The organism is Marinobacter persicus (genome assembly GCF_002934325.1).
GTDB lineage: Bacteria > Pseudomonadota > Gammaproteobacteria > Pseudomonadales > Oleiphilaceae > Marinobacter > Marinobacter persicus_A.
On sequence record NZ_PTIV01000045.1, the window covers coordinates 1 to 15,796 of the forward strand.

Below are 15,796 nucleotides of genomic sequence, written 5' to 3' on the forward strand. Positions count from 1 at the left end.
GAAACTGTAAAACGCTTTTCTTTAAAACTTTCAAGCAGTTAACAGCCGAGAAACACCCCACCGAAGTGGCCTGCCCCTCGAAAGAGATGCGCATTTTACAGACCTCGGATTTCCTGTCAACGACCTTTTCGGAAAAACTTCTGTCGCTTCGGTTTCCACGTACGCGAAAGCCATCAAATGCGCAAAAACTGTTTATTTATCAACCAGCAAAAACAAAAAGGCGGCATCCAGAATCCTGGATACCGCCTTTCTGATTACCCGAAGCGCTCTCAGGCTTTTTTAGCCTTGCCCCTGAAAAGCGCTCGCACGGGCCCAGACAGTGCGTAAAGCAGAAATACCGCAAAAAGCACTGTCGCCGGATCCAGCGCAATAACAACCAACGCCAACACCACCAGAAGAATTGCGGCGAAAGGCACCCGGCCTTTTAAGTCCAGGTCCTTGAAGCTGGGGTACAGAATGTTGCTGACCATCAAAACACCGGTGCCGCCAACAACTACCATGGTCAACAACGTGAGCCAGGTGCTGGATTCAAAGCTGTGGAAACACCAAACCAGGCCTGCCACACAAGCGGCTGCCGACGGACTGGGCAAGCCCACGAAGTACTTCTTATCCACTGAACCAATCTGGGTGTTGAAGCGCGCCAGTCGCAACGCTGCACCAGCCAGGTAGATAAAGGTAATGGCCCACCCAACCTTGCCGAACGCATTGAGCGACCAGAAAAAAGCCACCAGGCCCGGTGCTACACCAAAGGCCACCATATCGGCCAGACTGTCGTATTCTTCCCCAAACTTACTCTGGGTATTGGTCATTCGCGCGACCCGACCATCCAGGCCGTCCAATACCATGGATACAAAGATGGCAATGGCAGCGTTGTCGTATACACCATTGGCCGCTGCGACAATGGCATAAAAACCGGAAAACAAGGATGCGGTGGTCAGCGCATTCGGCAACAGGTAAACGCCTTTCCGACGAACCCGGGCACCCTCTACCACTTCTTCTTCCACCACCTCGCCTTCTTCAATGGCGGCGTCATCGCTTTTGGACGTTTCTGGCTCTTCAGCCACGTTTTTTTCTTCGGTCATTCCAATCACTCCGGAAAGCATTTGTGCGGAGTATAAACGAAAAACGCGGCCACTCGGGCCGCGTTTTGCAAAACTGTACCGGAAATCCGATCAGTTTTTGTCCTTGTCGACAATCTTGTTGTCGGTGATCCACGGCATCATGGAACGCAACTTCTCACCCACTACTTCAATCTCGTGGGCAGCGTTCTGACGACGACGGGCAGTCATGGACGGATAGTTCAGGTCACCTTCAGAGATGAACATCTTGGCGTATTCACCGCTCTGGATGCGCTTGAGCGCATTGCGCATGGCTTCGCGGGATTGCTCGTTGATCACCTCGGGGCCGGTCACGTACTCACCGTACTCCGCGTTGTTGGAGATGGAGTAGTTCATGTTGGCGATGCCGCCTTCGTACATCAGGTCAACGATCAGCTTCAGCTCGTGCAGACACTCGAAGTAGGCCATTTCCGGCGCGTAACCGGCTTCGGTCAGGGTTTCAAAACCGGCCTTGACCAGCTCTACCGCACCACCACACAGAACAGCCTGCTCACCGAACAGGTCAGTTTCAGTTTCGTCCTTGAAGGTAGTCTCGATGATACCGGTACGACCACCGCCGATGCCGCTGGCGTAGGAGAGGGCCAGGTTCTTGGCTGTGCCAGAAGCGTCCTGGAAGATCGCGATCAGGTCAGGGATACCGCCGCCACGCTCGAACTCGGTGCGAACAGTGTGGCCCGGGGCCTTCGGAGCGACCATGATCACATCCAGATCCTTGCGCGGAACGATCTGGTTGTAGTGAATGGCAAAACCGTGCGCGAACGCCAAGGTAGCGCCTTCTTTCAGGTTTGGCTCGATGTCGGTCTTGTACAGCTGCGCCTGATACTCATCCGGAGTAAGGACCATAACCACGTCGGCACCAGCAACGGCGGTCGGAACGTCAGCTGTCTTCAGGCCATACGCTTCAGCCTTGGGAATGGAGGAAGAACCGGGGCGCAGGCCCACGGTTACGTCAACACCAGACTCTTTCAGGTTGCACGCGTGCGCGTGGCCCTGGGAACCGAAGCCCAGAATGGCAACTTTCTTGCCCTGGATAACGGACAGATCACAATCTTTATCGTAATAAACCTGCATGGAAACCTCTTATCGTTTATGGCCCTGCCGGGCCATGATGTTCAAATGAATCTGAAATAGCAGCCCTTACAGGCTGAGTACCTTTTCACCACGGGCAATGCCGGAAACACCGGTGCGCACCACTTCAAGCACACCGGACGTGCCAACCGCCTGGACGAAACCGTCCAGCTTGTCGCTGCTGCCCGCCAGCTGAACGGTATACACCGAGCTGGTGACATCCACGATCTGACCACGGAAGATGTCCACCGTGCGCTTGATTTCCGCACGCTGGGAGCCCGTTGCTTTCAGCTTCACCAGCATGAGCTCACGCTCGATGTGGGAGCCTTCGGTCAGATCCACCAGCTTCACTACCTCAATCAGCTTGTTCAGTTGCTTGGTAATCTGCTCGATCACCTTGTCTGAACCGGTTGTGGTCACCGTCAGCCGGGACAGGGTTTCATCCTCGGTTGGCGCCACGGTCAGCGTTTCGATGTTGTAGTTGCGCTGGGAAAACAGCCCAACCACCCGCGACAGAGCACCCGGCTCGTTTTCCAGCAAAACAGAAATGATTCGACGCATGATCACACCCTCTCCGTCTTGCTGAGCCACATGTCTTTCATGGAACCACGAGCCACCTGCATGGGATAGACGTGCTCGAAGCGGTCGATCAGGATATCGACGAACACCAGCTTGTCTTTCATCGCCAGTGCCTCCTTGAGCTTGGGCTCAAGATCTTCTTTACGTTCGATGCGAATGCCCACATGGCCATACGCTTCCACCAGCTTCATGAAGTCCGGAAGCGATTCCATGTACGACTGCGAATGGCGTGACTCGTAGTTCATGTCCTGCCACTGCTTGACCATACCCAGCGCCTGATTGTTCAGGTTGATGATCTTCACCGGCAGGTCATACTGCTTGCAGGTAGACAGTTCCTGAATGTTCATCTGGATACTGCCTTCACCGGTAATGCACAGCACTTCGTCGTCCGGATGGGTCAGTTTGACACCCATGGCAGCGGGCAGACCGAAGCCCATGGTGCCCAGCCCCCCGGAGTTAATCCAACGGTTCGGCTTGTCGAACTTGTAGTACTGGGCCGCAAACATCTGGTGCTGGCCGACGTCCGAGGTCACGAAAGCCTCGCCGTTGGTCAGCCGGCTCAGCATTTCCACCACTTCCTGGGGCTTGATCACCTCATCGCTGGTTTCATAGCGCATACCGTGGAACGCACGCCACTCGTCGATCTGCTTCCACCAGGCGGCCAGCGCGTCGGCATCCGGCTTTTCCTTGGCGCTCTTGACCAGAGACAGCATCTCATTCAGAACAGAGTCGACCGGTCCAACGATGGGCACATCAGCGTCGATCGTCTTGGAGATTGAGGCTGGGTCAATGTCGATGTGAACAATGCGCGCACCGGGGCAGAACTTCTCGGTCGCGTTGGTCACCCGGTCATCAAAACGGGCGCCCACCGCCAGGATCAGATCGGAATGGTGCATGGTCATGTTGGCTTCATAGGTGCCATGCATGCCCAGCCAGCCCAGGTGCTGCTTGTCGGAACAGGGGTAACAGCCAATGCCCATCAGGGTATTGGTCAGCGGGTATCCCAGAAGACGGGTCAGCTCGGTCAACTGTTCCGTGGCTTTCCCCAGGATCACACCGCCGCCGGCATAAATAACCGGACGCTTGGCCGCCAGCAGCATATCAACCGCTTTCTTGATCTGGCCGGAGTGACCACGCAGCGCGGGGTTGTAGGAACGGAGCTTGACTTTCTTGGGATAGGAATACTCATAACGTTCATTAGGGGTGGTCATATCCTTCGGGATATCCACCACCACCGGACCAGGACGGCCGGTTGACGCAATATGATAGGCCTTGCGGATCGCCTCGGGAATTTCCTGCGGATGACGCACACTCAGGTTGTGCTTCACCACCGGACGGGAAACGCCAATCATGTCGGTTTCCTGGAAGGCATCCTCCCCGATCAGTGACGACGCAACCTGACCGCACAGAACCACCATGGGGATGGAATCCATGAACGCAGTGGCAATGCCGGTAATAGTGTTGGTGGCTCCAGGACCCGAGGTCACCAGTACGGTACCTGGTTTTCCGGTTGCCCGTGCGTAGCCGTCCGCCATATGGACTGCGGCCTGCTCGTGCCGAACCAGAATATGCTTGACTTTGTCCTGCCTGAACAGCGCATCATAAATATGCAGCGCTGCACCACCCGGATAGCCGTATATGTATTCGATCCCTTCATCCTGAAGGGAGCGGATCAACATATCGGCGCCAGACAATAACTCCACGATATCTACCCTCTTCTACGAGTGAATGAGCCGGGGTGCACCCCGGTTGCCTGGATTCTCGGTTTCCCTGCTTCTTGTGAAAGCGGAACCGGCTGCTCCTCCACACCTGATCTTAAAGAGGTTGTCTCCTGGCCGGCCGGCCTCCTGAGGGTTGCGGAGAACGGCCATTCAATCGGTTGCTCTTACGTAACAACCAGCGCACGGCGGATCGGGCCGCGCTCAGTGTGGTGTAAACGGGGGCTACGCGCTCGGGATTACCTGCCGTATTACCCCCAGTTTCAGGCAATCCGCAATTTTGACAGGGCCTGAGTCCCTGTCAATAGCAGGCACCGGTTATCTCCACTATTTTCCCGTTGTCTGGCATTCTTATAGCAGGCCATGAAAAGAGATTTGAACCAGGCCGAAGAAACGCCATACTTTTCAGTGGCAAGATAAGGCAGGAAGCAAACCAACAACGGACAGACACATGAACCGAAAAATTCTGATGCTGGCACTACTGATGTACGCAACGCCAGGCCTTGCAACCGGCGCTTCCGTCTACAAATGGACGGATGAGAATGGAGTCACGCACTTCGGTGACCGCCAGCCAACGGGCGGTAATGCGGAGCAGATCAAGGTGCGGCCAAGTAAGGGCTCCGGCTCCAACCGGCAAAGCCCGCAGGAACGGGTCAATGCCATGGAAGAGCAGGAACAACAAGACCAGCAACGTCGTAACGAGACCGCGGTGCAGGAAGCCCAACGCAAACAACGGGAAGCCAACTGCGCGACGGCACGTTCCAACCTGGAAATTATCCGGAGCAACGCCCGGATCCGGACGGAAGGCGAAGATGGCGAGATTCGTTACCTGACGCCGGAGGAAATTGAAGAGCGGCGCCAGCAATTCGAGAAGATTGCCGAGGAAAACTGCGGCCCGATGGAACAAAGCCCGGAGCGCTGAGCCTGCCCAGCACTCCGGACTCGTTGGGGCACTCCCGGCTTAGGCCTTCTGGAACACCAACTGGTCATCCTCGACGAGCACCCGCACCGTATCACCCGGCACGAATTCCCCCTGCAGCAGCTTCTGGGCCAGGGGGTTTTCTATCATCCGCTGAATAGCCCGCTTGAGCGGCCTTGCGCCGTACACCGGGTCGTACCCCACTTCCGCCAGCAACCGCATGGCGTCATCACCCAGATCCAGCTTCATGTCCTGCTCCTTCAGTCGCTTGGCCAGATTCTCGATCTGCACACGGGCAATGCCCTGAATCTGGTCTTTGGCCAGCGGATGGAACACCACCACTTCGTCCACGCGGTTGATGAATTCGGGGCGAAAATGCGTGCCCACCACTTCCATGACCGCGCTCTTCATGGCTTCGTAATTTTCCTCACCGGCCTTCTGCTGAATGATGTCCGACCCCAGGTTGGAGGTCATCACGATGACCGTATTGCGGAAATCCACCGTGCGGCCCTGGCCATCGGTCAGGCGACCATCTTCCAGCACCTGCAGCAGGATATTGAAGACGTCCGGGTGAGCCTTTTCCACTTCATCCAGCAGCAGTACTGAGTAGGGGCGACGACGAACGGCCTCGGTCAGGTAGCCGCCCTCTTCGTAGCCGACATAGCCCGGAGGTGCCCCAATGAGCCGGGCCACGGAGTGCTTCTCCATGAACTCGGACATGTCGATGCGCACCATGGCCTCTTCGGTATCAAACAGGAACGCTGCCAGTGATTTACACAACTCGGTTTTACCCACACCGGTGGGGCCGAGGAACAGGAACGAACCATTCGGCCGGTTTGGGTCCGCCAGCCCGGCCCGGGAGCGACGAACGGCGTTGGAGACGGCTTCCACCGCTTCATCCTGGCCAATCACACGATCGTGCAGCGCCTCTTCCATGCGCATCAGCTTGTCGCGCTCACCCTCAAGCATTTTGGATACGGGAATACCGGTCCACTTGGAGACAATTTCGGCGATCTCCTCGTCCGTCACCCGGTTGCGCAACAGTTTCATTTCCATCATTTCCGCCTGGCTGGCCATGTCCAGCTGGCGCTCGAGCTCCGGAATCTGGCCGTACTGCAACTCCGACATGCGGCCCAGATCGCCGGCACGACGTGCGTTTTCGAGGTCAATACGGGCCTGCTCGAGCTGGCTCTTGATCTTCTGGGAGCCGTGCAGCGCCGCCTTCTCGGTGTTCCAGACTTCCTCAAGATCAGCGTATTCTCGCTCCACCCCGCTGATGACCGCCGACAATTCTTCGAGGCGTTTTTTAGAGGCCGCGTCGGTTTCTTTCTTGAGAGCCTCGCGCTCGATTTTCAGCTGAATAAGCCGCCGCTCAAGGCGATCCAGCGCTTCGGGCTTGGAGTCCATTTCCATGCGGATCTGACTGGCGGCTTCATCCACCAGGTCAATGGCCTTGTCCGGCAACTGGCGGTCGGTGATGTAGCGGTGCGAGAGCTTGGCGGCCGCGATGATGGCGCCGTCGGTCACTTCCACACCGTGGTGAACCTCATAGCGTTCTTTCAGGCCACGAAGGATGGCGATGGTGTCTTCCTCGTTGGGCTCGCTGACCAGCACTTTCTGGAAACGACGCTCCAGGGCGGCATCTTTCTCGATGTTCTCGCGGTACTCATCCAGCGTGGTGGCGCCCACACAGTGCAACTCGCCACGGGCCAAAGCGGGCTTGAGCATATTGCCGGCGTCCATGGAGCCTTCGGCCTTGCCGGCACCCACCATGGTGTGGATTTCATCGATGAACAGGATGATCTGGCCTTCCTGCTTGGCCAGTTCGTTCAACACGGCTTTCAGGCGCTCTTCAAACTCGCCTCGGAATTTGGCACCGGCGATCAGTGCCCCCATATCCAGCGACAGGACCTTTTTATCTTTGAGTCCGTCAGGTACTTCGCCATTAACGATGCGTTGGGCCAGGCCTTCCACGATCGCGGTTTTACCCACCCCAGGCTCACCGATAAGCACCGGGTTGTTCTTGCGCCGACGCTGAAGCACCTGGATGGTGCGACGGATTTCGTCGTCCCGGCCGATCACCGGGTCCAGCTTGCCGGCCTCGGCCCTTTCGGTGAGGTCGATGGTGTATTTATCGAGTGCCTGGCGGGCCTCTTCGGCGCCAGCATCGTTAACGTTCTCACCACCACGGACGTCGTTGATGGCCTTTTCCAGGGCGGCTTTGTCCACGCCCTGCTCCCGCAGAACACGACCCAGGGAGCCACGGTCTTCGAGCGCCGCGAGCAGCATCAATTCGCTGGAGATGAACTGGTCGCCGCGTTGTTGAGCCAGTTTGTCAGAGATGTTGAACAGTCGGCCCATGTCGTTGGACATGGAGACATCCCCGGCGCTGCCCGGCACTTCCGGGAGGTTTTCAATTTCCTTGGAGATGGCCTGGCGCACGCGGCCGGGCTCTACCCCAACCTGTTTGAGCAGGGGCTTGATGGAACCACCCTGCTGGTCCATGAGGGCCTGCATGAGGTGAACGGGTTCGATGAAGTTGTGGTCTTTCCCAACGGCAATGGACTGCGCATCCGCGAGGGCGTTTTGCAGTTTGCTGGTGAGTTTGTCGATTCGCATGATGTTGCTTCCCCAAAATGTCTGCTGAATACCCTGTCTTTGATGCGGGTATTGGTTTGCTTTGCCCTTAAATGTAGGGGCAAGTGAGGGGACTTCAAGTTGCTTCGGGGAAATTCGTCAGAAATTTGACGGCCATCATAACCACACCAGCGTGGCCATTCTTCCGGTTTGGCCATCGCGGCGATAGGAATAGAAGCGCGTCTCATCGGAAACCGTGCACAAGCCGCCGCCGTGGATATCCGTCACTCCAGTTGCTGCTAACCGGATTCTTGAAAGCTGGTAGATATCGGCCAGATAGTGGCCTTGGCGAGCGCCTTCAGTGGTAAACGCCTGATCGGATTCAGGGTGTTTCGCAACAAAAGCGCCACGCACTTCCGGGCCAACTTCGAATTTTTGGGGGCCTATGGCAGGCCCGAGCCAGGCGACCAGCTCGGTCGGCTCGACAGCCATTGCGGCAATAAGGTTTTCAAGCACACCGCCGCACAAGCTTCGCCAGCCGGCATGGGCGGCGCCTACGACGGTGCCGGCTTGATCAGCCAGGATGACGGGAAGGCAGTCAGCAGTGAGGATGACGCAAGCGATGCCGGGGTGGCGGGTGTAGCTGGCGTCGGCATCAGGCGCGGTCTGGATATTGCCGGGGCTAAGTTCGACAACGTCGGTTCCATGCACCTGGTTGAGCCAGCCGATATTTGCTTCTTTCAGGCCCGCCTGTTGGGCCAATCTGTGGCGGTTTTCCCGGACGTCTCCGGGGTTGTCGCCCACGTGGACGCCCAGATTCAGGCTATCCCAGGGCGGCTGGCTGACGCCGCCCTGCCGGGCGGTACACAGCGCCCGAACATTGGCGGGCGCTGGCCACTTTGGCGTGATCACCGGTACAGCCTCAGTAGGCACTCTGTTCCAACTCCTTCGCGTGTTTACGCAGGGCTTCGATGAGTTCGATCATATCGTCGGGCAGCGGTGCTTCCCAGCTCAGGATTTCTCCGGTTTCCGGGTGTTCCAGCGTCAGTTGCTGGGCGTGCAGAGCCTGGCGGTTGAAGTCCGCCAGCACCTCACGCAATTCATCACTGGTGCCCTTGGGCAGTCGCAAGCGTCCGCCGTAGACCGGGTCGCCCACCAGCGGGTGGCGGACATGAGCCATGTGGACGCGAATCTGGTGGGTCCGTCCGCTTTCCAGTTTGCAGCGAATGTGGGTGTGGGCAGCGAAGCGTTCCACCAGGCGGTAATGGGTCACCGCCGGTTTGCCATTTGGCACGACTGCCATGCGCTTGCGATCCGTTGGATGGCGGCCAATGGGGGCATCCACGGTGGCGCCACCGGTCAGCGTGCCTACGACAACCGCTTCGTATTCCCGGCCCATGGTGCGGGTTTGCAACTGCTCCACCAGCGAGGTGTGGGCCACCAGGCTTCTGGCCACCACCATGATGCCGGAAGTGTCTTTATCCAGGCGGTGCACAATGCCGGCCCGGGGCAGGTTTTCCACTTCCGGTGCGTAGTTGAGCAACGCATTCACCAGGGTACCAGCGGCATGGCCGGCCGCCGGGTGAACCACCAAACCTGCCGGTTTGTTGATAACCAGCAGGTGCTCGTCTTCGTATACCACATCCAGGCTGATGGGCTCGGCTTCCCAGGTCACCTGGGCCTCGGGTTCGGCATCCAGCTCGAGCTGGTCATCGAGCATGACCTTGTCGCGGGGTTTGCATTTTTTGCCGTTGACGGTAAGCGCACCGCTTTTGATCCACGACTGCAGGCGCGACCGGGAATGTTCGGATATCAGGCCTGCAGCGACCTGATCCAGGCGCTTGCCACTGAGTTCAGGTGGCACGGCGTAGTGGCCGGTAATGCGGTTTTCGGATGACATAGGTTACCTTTCAGTCAGATTGGGCCGGGCAGATGTTTTTGGCACTGCACATGGACAAGTATCCCCGTTACAATGGCCCATCTATTTAAAACCATAACATTATACGGGATTCCGGCATGAGATCAGTTGTCCGATTACTGCTTCTTTCCACAGTCATTGCCTTGGTCGCTGGCTGTGCGTCTCAGCAGAAAGAGGAGGAAGTGCTGGCCGAGCAAACGTATTACGAAAATGCGCGCGAGGCCATGAATTCGGGCAACTTTAACGAGGCCGAGCAGAACCTGGATGCACTGGAAACCTATTACCCGTTCGGACGCTATGCCGAACAGGCCCAGCTCGACCTGATTTATGCCCGCTATCAGAACATGGATCTGGAAGGTGCACGAGCCGCGGCGGATCGTTTCATGCGCCTGAACCCACAAAGCGAGCACCTGGATTACGCGCTGTATCTGCGTGGTCTTGCGTCCTACAACATCGATCTCGGCCTGGCAGCCCGTTACATGCCGATTGACGTAGCGGCCCGAAACCCGGGCGAGCAGCTGCAGGCATTCCGGGACTTCGCACAACTGCTGGAACGATTCCCGGACAGCGAGTACGCCGCCGACGCGCGTCAGCGCATGATTGCTGTTCGTAACCGCATGGCAGGCCTCGAGCTGCGTGCCGCGCGCTATTACATCAAGCGCGAAGCCTACCTTGCCGCCAACAACCGGGCCCGTTATGTGGTGGAGAACTATCCGTCAACGCCGGCGGTGGAAGAGGCCCTGATCATCATGACGGACACCTACCGGGCACTCGATCTGGACGAAGCTGCGGATGATTCACTAGCCACGCTGCGCAAGAACTTCCCGAACAGCAACGTCTTCGCCGATAACGGCAACTATCAGTCAGAAGGTCTTAAACGCCAGGACCGCTCCCTGCTGAACGTCGTCACTTTCGGACTGATTGGCGGGAACTAAGCCCGCCAGTCGTGATCAGCTACCCGGCTTCCAGCCATTGGTGATCGGGTAGCGCCGGTCCTTGCCAAAGCCCCGCTCGGTAATGCGCACGCCAATCGGTGCCTGCCGGCGCTTATACTCGTTGATATCCACCAGCCGAACCACCCGCTGCACGTCTTCCCTGGCATAGCCTTCGGCAATAATCGCCTCTGCACTGAAATCCCGCTCAACGTACAAATTCAGGATCTGATCCAGCACATCGTAGCCGGGCAGGCTGTCTTCGTCTTTCTGGTCCGGAGCCAGCTCGGCGGACGGAGGTCGTGTAATGACCCGCTCCGGAATGGCGGGTGACAGAGTGTTACGGTAGCGGGCCAGCCGGAACACCAGGGTCTTGGGCACATCCTTCAAGACATCAAAACCGCCGGCCATATCGCCGTACAGGGTGGAATACCCTACCGCCATTTCACTCTTGTTGCCGGTGGTCAGCACCAGCGAGCCAAACTTGTTGGAGAGGGACATCAGCAGCACGCCTCGCAAACGCGCCTGCAGGTTTTCCTCGGTGGTGTCTGTTTTTGTGCCGGCAAAAGGCTCCGCCAGCATGGCCATAAAACTGTCGTACATCGGCTCGATGGAAAATACATCGTACTGAACCCCCAATGTCCGGGCCTCGGCCTCGGCGTCTTCCAGGCTGGCACTGGAGGTGTAGCGGAAGGGCATCATCACCGCGTGTACCCGCTCTTTTCCCAAAGCATCAACGGCGACCGCCAGTGTCAGCGCCGAATCTATCCCCCCGGACAAGCCCAGGACAACGGTCTTGAAGCCATTCTTGTTCACATAATCACGCACGCCGGTTACGAGCGCGTTGTAGACGTTTTTCTCCAGTGAGGGTTCCGGGGGTAACGGTTGCGAGATGGGCTGGCAATGGTGCTCATACAGGAAATCCACCGGGAACAGCCCTTCGGCGAATTGGGGTGCCTCGGCGGCGAGCACACCGGAGTGGTCGTAGACCATGGAGCCACCATCAAACACCAACTCATCCTGACCGCCCACCAGGTTGACGTAGACAATGCTCACCTGATTCTCCGCCGCCTTGCGCTCAAGCAGCGCCTTGCGGCGGGCCTGTTTGTCGATATCATAGGGTGAAGCATTCAGGTTCAAAACCAGCTGCGCACCGGCGGCGGCGGTCTTCTCCACTGGTCCCTCTTTCCAAAGGTCCTCACACACGGTAATGCCCACCGGGACACCGCGAATCTCCAGCACCAGGGGCTCTTTGCCTTCTGCAAAATAGCGCTTTTCATCAAATACCTGGTAATTTGGGGGGCAATGCTTCAGATACCGCCCCTGGATTTCACCGCCGTCAATAACCACTGCGGCGTTATAAAGCAATCCATCCTTCCGCAGGGGCGCCCCCACAACGATCGCCGGCTCCAGGGCCGCCAGCTTCAGCTGTTCCAGAGCCTCGGAAACACGCACCCCCAAGCTGGGCCGCAGCAAAAGGTCCTCCGGCGGGTACCCGGTCAGAGCCAATTCGGGGAACACCACGATATCCGCTTCATGCTCTTCCCAGGCCTGGCGAGTTGCCTCGATAATTCGCTGGGCATTACCCGGGATATCCCCCACCAGGAAGTCCAGTTGGGCCATCACCACCCGGAGCTTGCGAGTCGTAGTGAATTCGGTGTTCTCTTGCTCGGCTGCCAACATGGGGCGGGCTCCTGTAACTTGTTGCCGTTAAAACGCTATTATACCTGCTCAACGCCGGCAATTTCTTCCGTTCAAGAGCAGACAAAGCACCATGGCCGCACCCTCGCCTACCGGACAGACGATTCGCTCCCCTTTCGGCCCCATTGCCGGAATGCAGCAAATCCGCCTTTTCCGCATCTACAACCACTACCGGCTGGTGATCAGCCTGATGCTGACCGGCCTGCTGTTCGTCGACCCGTTCGCGACCGATAGCCGCCTTCGCTGGGAAGACTACTATCAGGCCGGCATTTTCTGTTACCTGGCCATCACCGTGTTTATCGGGCTGTTGATGATGGCGGGCCTGAAGCCCCGGGAGCGGCATATCAGCCTGTCGATCCTGGTGGACATTGCGATACTGCACTTCCTATTACTGACCAGCTCCGGCATCACCAACGGCATTGCCAACCTGGTGATTGTCACCGTGGCCGCCGGCAACATCCTGAACCCCACGCGCTTCGGGACTTTTTACGCGGCCCTGGCTGCAATCTGCTCTCTCGGCATATCCGGTTGGGCAGTACTGGCCATTAACGAAACTGCCGATGACATTGTGCGCGCCGGCACGCTGGGCATCCTCTATTTTGCCACCGCCGTGGTGCTGCAAAGCATCTCCAAGCGCATGATACGCAGTGAAGCCCTGGCCCATAGCCGGGCGAAAAGTATTGCCGAGCTGGAACAGATCAATCGCCAGATTATTCAACGCATGCGCACCGGCATTCTGGTGTTGGACCAGTTCGGGCAAGTCCGGCTCATGAATGCCGCCGCTGAAGAACTGTTGTTTGGCGCACCTACACTCAAGACACCCCACCTCTCTCACACCACGCCGCTGCCTTCGCCACTCAAACAAGGCCTTCAGGAATGGCGGGAAAACCCGGACAAACGCATCGAACCTTTCCAGGCCACCCCTACTTCCCCCCTGCTGCAAGCAACCTTTGCCCAGCTGGATCAGGACCAAGGTGATCAGACCCTGCTGTTCATCGAGGACCTCAGCAAGATCACCCAGCAGGCGCAACAGATGAAACTGGCCTCCCTGGGCCGACTCACCGCCAGCATCGCCCATGAGATCCGCAACCCACTGGGGGCCATCAGCCACGCCGCCCAACTGCTGGATGAATCCCCCAATCTTGCTGCGGGCGATCAGAAAATGCTGAGCATCATTCACCGGCACTCAAAGCGGGTGAATGGCATTATCGAGAACGTACTGGATCTTTCCCGTCGCAAGGCGGCCGACGCCCAGCGTGTGAATATTCCGGAATGGCTTGAGGAGTTTCGGTCGGAGTTCCGACAAACTGACCATGATGGTTCCCCGGTTCACATTGTCCTGAACATTCACGATCCGGTACCCGTGGCACGCTTTGACAAAAGCCAGATAGAGCAGGTTCTGGTTAACCTGTGTGACAACGGTTTGCGCTACAGCAAAGAGCAGACCGGAGAAAACAGGATACAATTGGAAACGGGTGCCACCAGCGATGGGGAGCGAGCCTACGTTGATGTGCGGGATTTCGGGCCAGGCATTGCCAAAGAACATCACTCCTCGGTTTTTGAGCCGTTCTTCACGACGGAGAAAACCGGAAATGGCCTGGGCCTCTACCTGGCCCGTGAGCTTTGCGAGGCCAATCAGGCGCATCTCTCACTGGTTGACGATGAGCAACCGGGCTGCCGATTCCGGATTACCTTCGCCCACCCAGGACGCGTGATCTGAAGCAGGCAACACTGCCATCGGGCGTTAGACACTCAACAGGGAACCGAAGACAGACAATGACCACACACAGCGCGCTGATTGTTGACGACGAGCCGGATATCCGTGATCTGTTAGAGATCACCCTCACCCGCATGGGAATCACCACACATACAGCCGCGGATGTGACCACCGCAAAGGCATTGCTGGAAAAACACCAGCCCCAACTTTGCCTGACCGACATGAACCTGCCGGACGGCAATGGCATTGACCTGGTGCACTGGATCCAGCAACACGTTCCCAATACCCCGGTCGCCGTGATCACCGCTTACGGTTGCATGGAGACCGCTATCGAATCACTCAAAGCCGGCGCGTTTGATTTTGTTTCCAAGCCAGTCGAGCTTCCCCGCCTCCGTGAATTGGTTAACTGCGCCCTGAAGCTCTCGGAACCCGAGGTGCAGGCTTCAACCAGCAGCGACGAGCCAGGCTTGCTTCTGGGTGACTCCCCCCAAATCCGCAAACTGCGCAACCAGACAAGGAAGCTGGCCCGTAGCCAGGCCCCCGTCTTTATCAGCGGCGAATCCGGCAGCGGTAAGGAGCTGGTGGCGCGCATGATTCACCTTCAGGGGCCCCGTTGCTCGGGCCCTTTCATTGCCGTTAACTGTGGCGCCATTCCGTCAGAACTGATGGAAAGTGAATTCTTCGGTCACAAAAAGGGCAGTTTTACCGGGGCTGTTGAGAATAAAGATGGCCTGTTCCGAAGCGCAGATGGCGGCACTCTGTTTCTGGACGAAGTCGCGGATCTGCCCCTGGCCATGCAGGTGAAATTGCTCCGCGCCATTCAGGAAAAGGCCGTCAGGCCCGTGGGTGATACCAAAGAAATACCCGTCGACATCAGGGTACTGAGCGCCACTCACAAAAACCTCGTGGAACTGGTGCAGGACGGCAGCTTCCGGCAGGATCTGTTCTATCGCATCAATGTCATAGAACTGGCCGTGCCCCCACTCAGGGAACGGGTTGACGATATTTCCCTGCTGGCCAACCACATTCTCGAACGTATTGCCCGGGAATACGAATGCCCTGCCGCAACACTAACCCCGGCCGCCATTGAGCGCCTGAAGAGCTACCAATTCCCCGGCAACGTCCGCGAGCTGGAAAACATTCTTGAACGTGCTTTCACGCTGTGTGACGACGAGCGGATTGGCGCTGAGGACCTACATCTTAACGGAGGCGTAGCACCTGCGGGGTCCATGCCAACGGAGCCAGTTGAAAGCCCTGTTGCCAGCAGCACCGATGAACCCCTGGTGCCTGACGGTGAGATCGACCTGGAAGGTTATCTGGAAAGCATCGAACGCCAGGCCATCGAGAAGGCCCTGGAAGCAACGCGCTGGAACAAGACCGCCGCCGCACGCCGGCTGGGGATCAGTTTCCGGGCATTGCGGTATCGGTTGAAGAAGCTGGGGATGGATTAAAATACTACTAATCCGAAATAAAGTAAGCGAACATCATCCGGCGATATAAGCCAAATCCGGATGACCGAAAAACGATTTCAATAACCGTGGCAGCTTCT

Annotated in this window: 13 protein-coding genes; 5 read left to right on the plus strand and 8 right to left on the minus strand. The window is 57.7% G+C overall.

Annotation, left to right across the window (positions count from 1 at the left end; all coding sequences use genetic code 11):
- Positions 1-254, plus strand: a 254-nt coding sequence (locus tag BY454_RS16975; RefSeq protein WP_219820660.1) for a hypothetical protein, incomplete at its 5' end; no start/stop codon positions are given.
- A gap of 15 nt (positions 255-269) precedes the next feature.
- Here BY454_RS16975 and pssA read toward each other — a convergent pair.
- The 4 genes from pssA to BY454_RS15735 form a co-directional block, all read right to left on the minus strand.
- The gene (gene pssA, locus BY454_RS15720) at positions 270-1,082 is read right to left on the minus strand and encodes a CDP-diacylglycerol--serine O-phosphatidyltransferase (RefSeq protein WP_104417517.1); all 813 of its coding nucleotides are present in this window, start codon (positions 1,080-1,082) and stop codon (positions 270-272) included.
- A 90-nt stretch (positions 1,083-1,172) separates the two neighbouring features.
- Complete coding sequence (gene ilvC, locus BY454_RS15725; RefSeq protein ID WP_104417518.1) at positions 1,173-2,189, minus strand: ketol-acid reductoisomerase; 1,017 nt, start codon at positions 2,187-2,189, stop codon at positions 1,173-1,175.
- 66 nt (positions 2,190-2,255) lie between these two features.
- Positions 2,256-2,747, minus strand: coding sequence for an acetolactate synthase small subunit (ilvN, locus tag BY454_RS15730; RefSeq protein WP_091705925.1), 492 nt, complete (start codon positions 2,745-2,747; stop codon positions 2,256-2,258).
- 2 nt (positions 2,748-2,749) lie between these two features.
- The gene (locus BY454_RS15735; protein WP_104417519.1) at positions 2,750-4,468 is read right to left on the minus strand and encodes an acetolactate synthase 3 large subunit; all 1,719 of its coding nucleotides are present in this window, start codon (positions 4,466-4,468) and stop codon (positions 2,750-2,752) included.
- A gap of 466 nt (positions 4,469-4,934) precedes the next feature.
- Between BY454_RS15735 and BY454_RS15740 the strand changes: the two genes are divergently transcribed.
- On the plus strand, positions 4,935-5,405 hold the full coding sequence (locus BY454_RS15740; RefSeq protein ID WP_104417520.1) for a DUF4124 domain-containing protein: 471 nt from the start codon (positions 4,935-4,937) through the stop codon (positions 5,403-5,405).
- Positions 5,406-5,444: 39 nt separating this feature from the next.
- On the opposite strand, the gene clpB is transcribed toward BY454_RS15740, so the two are convergent.
- From clpB to rluD, 3 genes are all read right to left on the minus strand, one after another.
- Positions 5,445-8,021, minus strand: coding sequence for an ATP-dependent chaperone ClpB (clpB, locus tag BY454_RS15745; protein WP_104417521.1), 2,577 nt, complete (start codon positions 8,019-8,021; stop codon positions 5,445-5,447).
- Between the two features lie 135 nt (positions 8,022-8,156).
- Entirely contained in the window at positions 8,157-8,912 is a 756-nt protein-coding gene (pgeF, locus tag BY454_RS15750) for a peptidoglycan editing factor PgeF (protein WP_181049729.1), read from the minus strand.
- Positions 8,902-9,879, minus strand: a complete 978-nt coding sequence (rluD, locus tag BY454_RS15755) for a 23S rRNA pseudouridine(1911/1915/1917) synthase RluD (RefSeq protein ID WP_104417522.1) — start codon at positions 9,877-9,879, stop codon at positions 8,902-8,904. The genes pgeF and rluD overlap by 11 nt, the downstream gene beginning before the upstream one ends.
- Before the next feature lie 116 nt (positions 9,880-9,995).
- Between rluD and BY454_RS15760 the strand changes: the two genes are divergently transcribed.
- Positions 9,996-10,832: an outer membrane protein assembly factor BamD gene (locus BY454_RS15760; protein WP_104417523.1), complete on the plus strand. Its 837-nt coding sequence runs from the start codon at positions 9,996-9,998 to the stop codon at positions 10,830-10,832.
- Positions 10,833-10,847: 15 nt separating this feature from the next.
- Here the strand turns inward: BY454_RS15760 and BY454_RS15765 are convergent, their stop codons facing one another.
- Positions 10,848-12,512 (minus strand): NAD+ synthase, encoded by a 1,665-nt coding sequence (locus BY454_RS15765; protein ID WP_104417524.1) that lies wholly within the window; start codon positions 12,510-12,512, stop codon positions 10,848-10,850.
- Positions 12,513-12,603: 91 nt separating this feature from the next.
- Here BY454_RS15765 and BY454_RS15770 point away from each other — a divergent pair, with 91 nt between their 5' ends.
- Positions 12,604-14,250 carry a sensor histidine kinase gene (locus BY454_RS15770; protein ID WP_104417525.1) on the plus strand — a complete coding sequence of 549 codons (1,647 nt, stop codon included), beginning with the start codon at positions 12,604-12,606 and terminating at the stop codon, positions 14,248-14,250.
- A gap of 56 nt (positions 14,251-14,306) precedes the next feature.
- A complete protein-coding gene (locus BY454_RS15775; RefSeq protein WP_104417526.1) occupies positions 14,307-15,698 on the plus strand; it encodes a sigma-54-dependent transcriptional regulator in 1,392 nt (463 codons plus the stop codon).
- Positions 15,699-15,796 lie beyond the last annotated feature (98 nt).

What these genes read in the sequence shown, in the direction of transcription:
- clpB (WP_104417521.1), bottom strand. Translation starts at nt 8,021, where the DNA reads ATGCGAATCGACAAACTCACCAGCAAACTGCAAAACGCCCTCGCGGAT.
- BY454_RS15765 (WP_104417524.1), bottom strand. Translation starts at nt 12,512, where the DNA reads ATGTTGGCAGCCGAGCAAGAGAACACCGAATTCACTACGACTCGCAAG.
- BY454_RS15775 (WP_104417526.1), top strand. Translation starts at nt 14,307, where the DNA reads ATGACCACACACAGCGCGCTGATTGTTGACGACGAGCCGGATATCCGT.
- BY454_RS15760 (WP_104417523.1), top strand. Translation starts at nt 9,996, where the DNA reads ATGAGATCAGTTGTCCGATTACTGCTTCTTTCCACAGTCATTGCCTTG.
- ilvN (WP_091705925.1), bottom strand. Translation starts at nt 2,747, where the DNA reads ATGCGTCGAATCATTTCTGTTTTGCTGGAAAACGAGCCGGGTGCTCTG.
- rluD (WP_104417522.1), bottom strand. Translation starts at nt 9,879, where the DNA reads ATGTCATCCGAAAACCGCATTACCGGCCACTACGCCGTGCCACCTGAA.
- pssA (WP_104417517.1), bottom strand. Translation starts at nt 1,082, where the DNA reads ATGACCGAAGAAAAAAACGTGGCTGAAGAGCCAGAAACGTCCAAAAGC.
- BY454_RS15770 (WP_104417525.1), top strand. Translation starts at nt 12,604, where the DNA reads ATGGCCGCACCCTCGCCTACCGGACAGACGATTCGCTCCCCTTTCGGC.
- BY454_RS15740 (WP_104417520.1), top strand. Translation starts at nt 4,935, where the DNA reads ATGAACCGAAAAATTCTGATGCTGGCACTACTGATGTACGCAACGCCA.
- ilvC (WP_104417518.1), bottom strand. Translation starts at nt 2,189, where the DNA reads ATGCAGGTTTATTACGATAAAGATTGTGATCTGTCCGTTATCCAGGGC.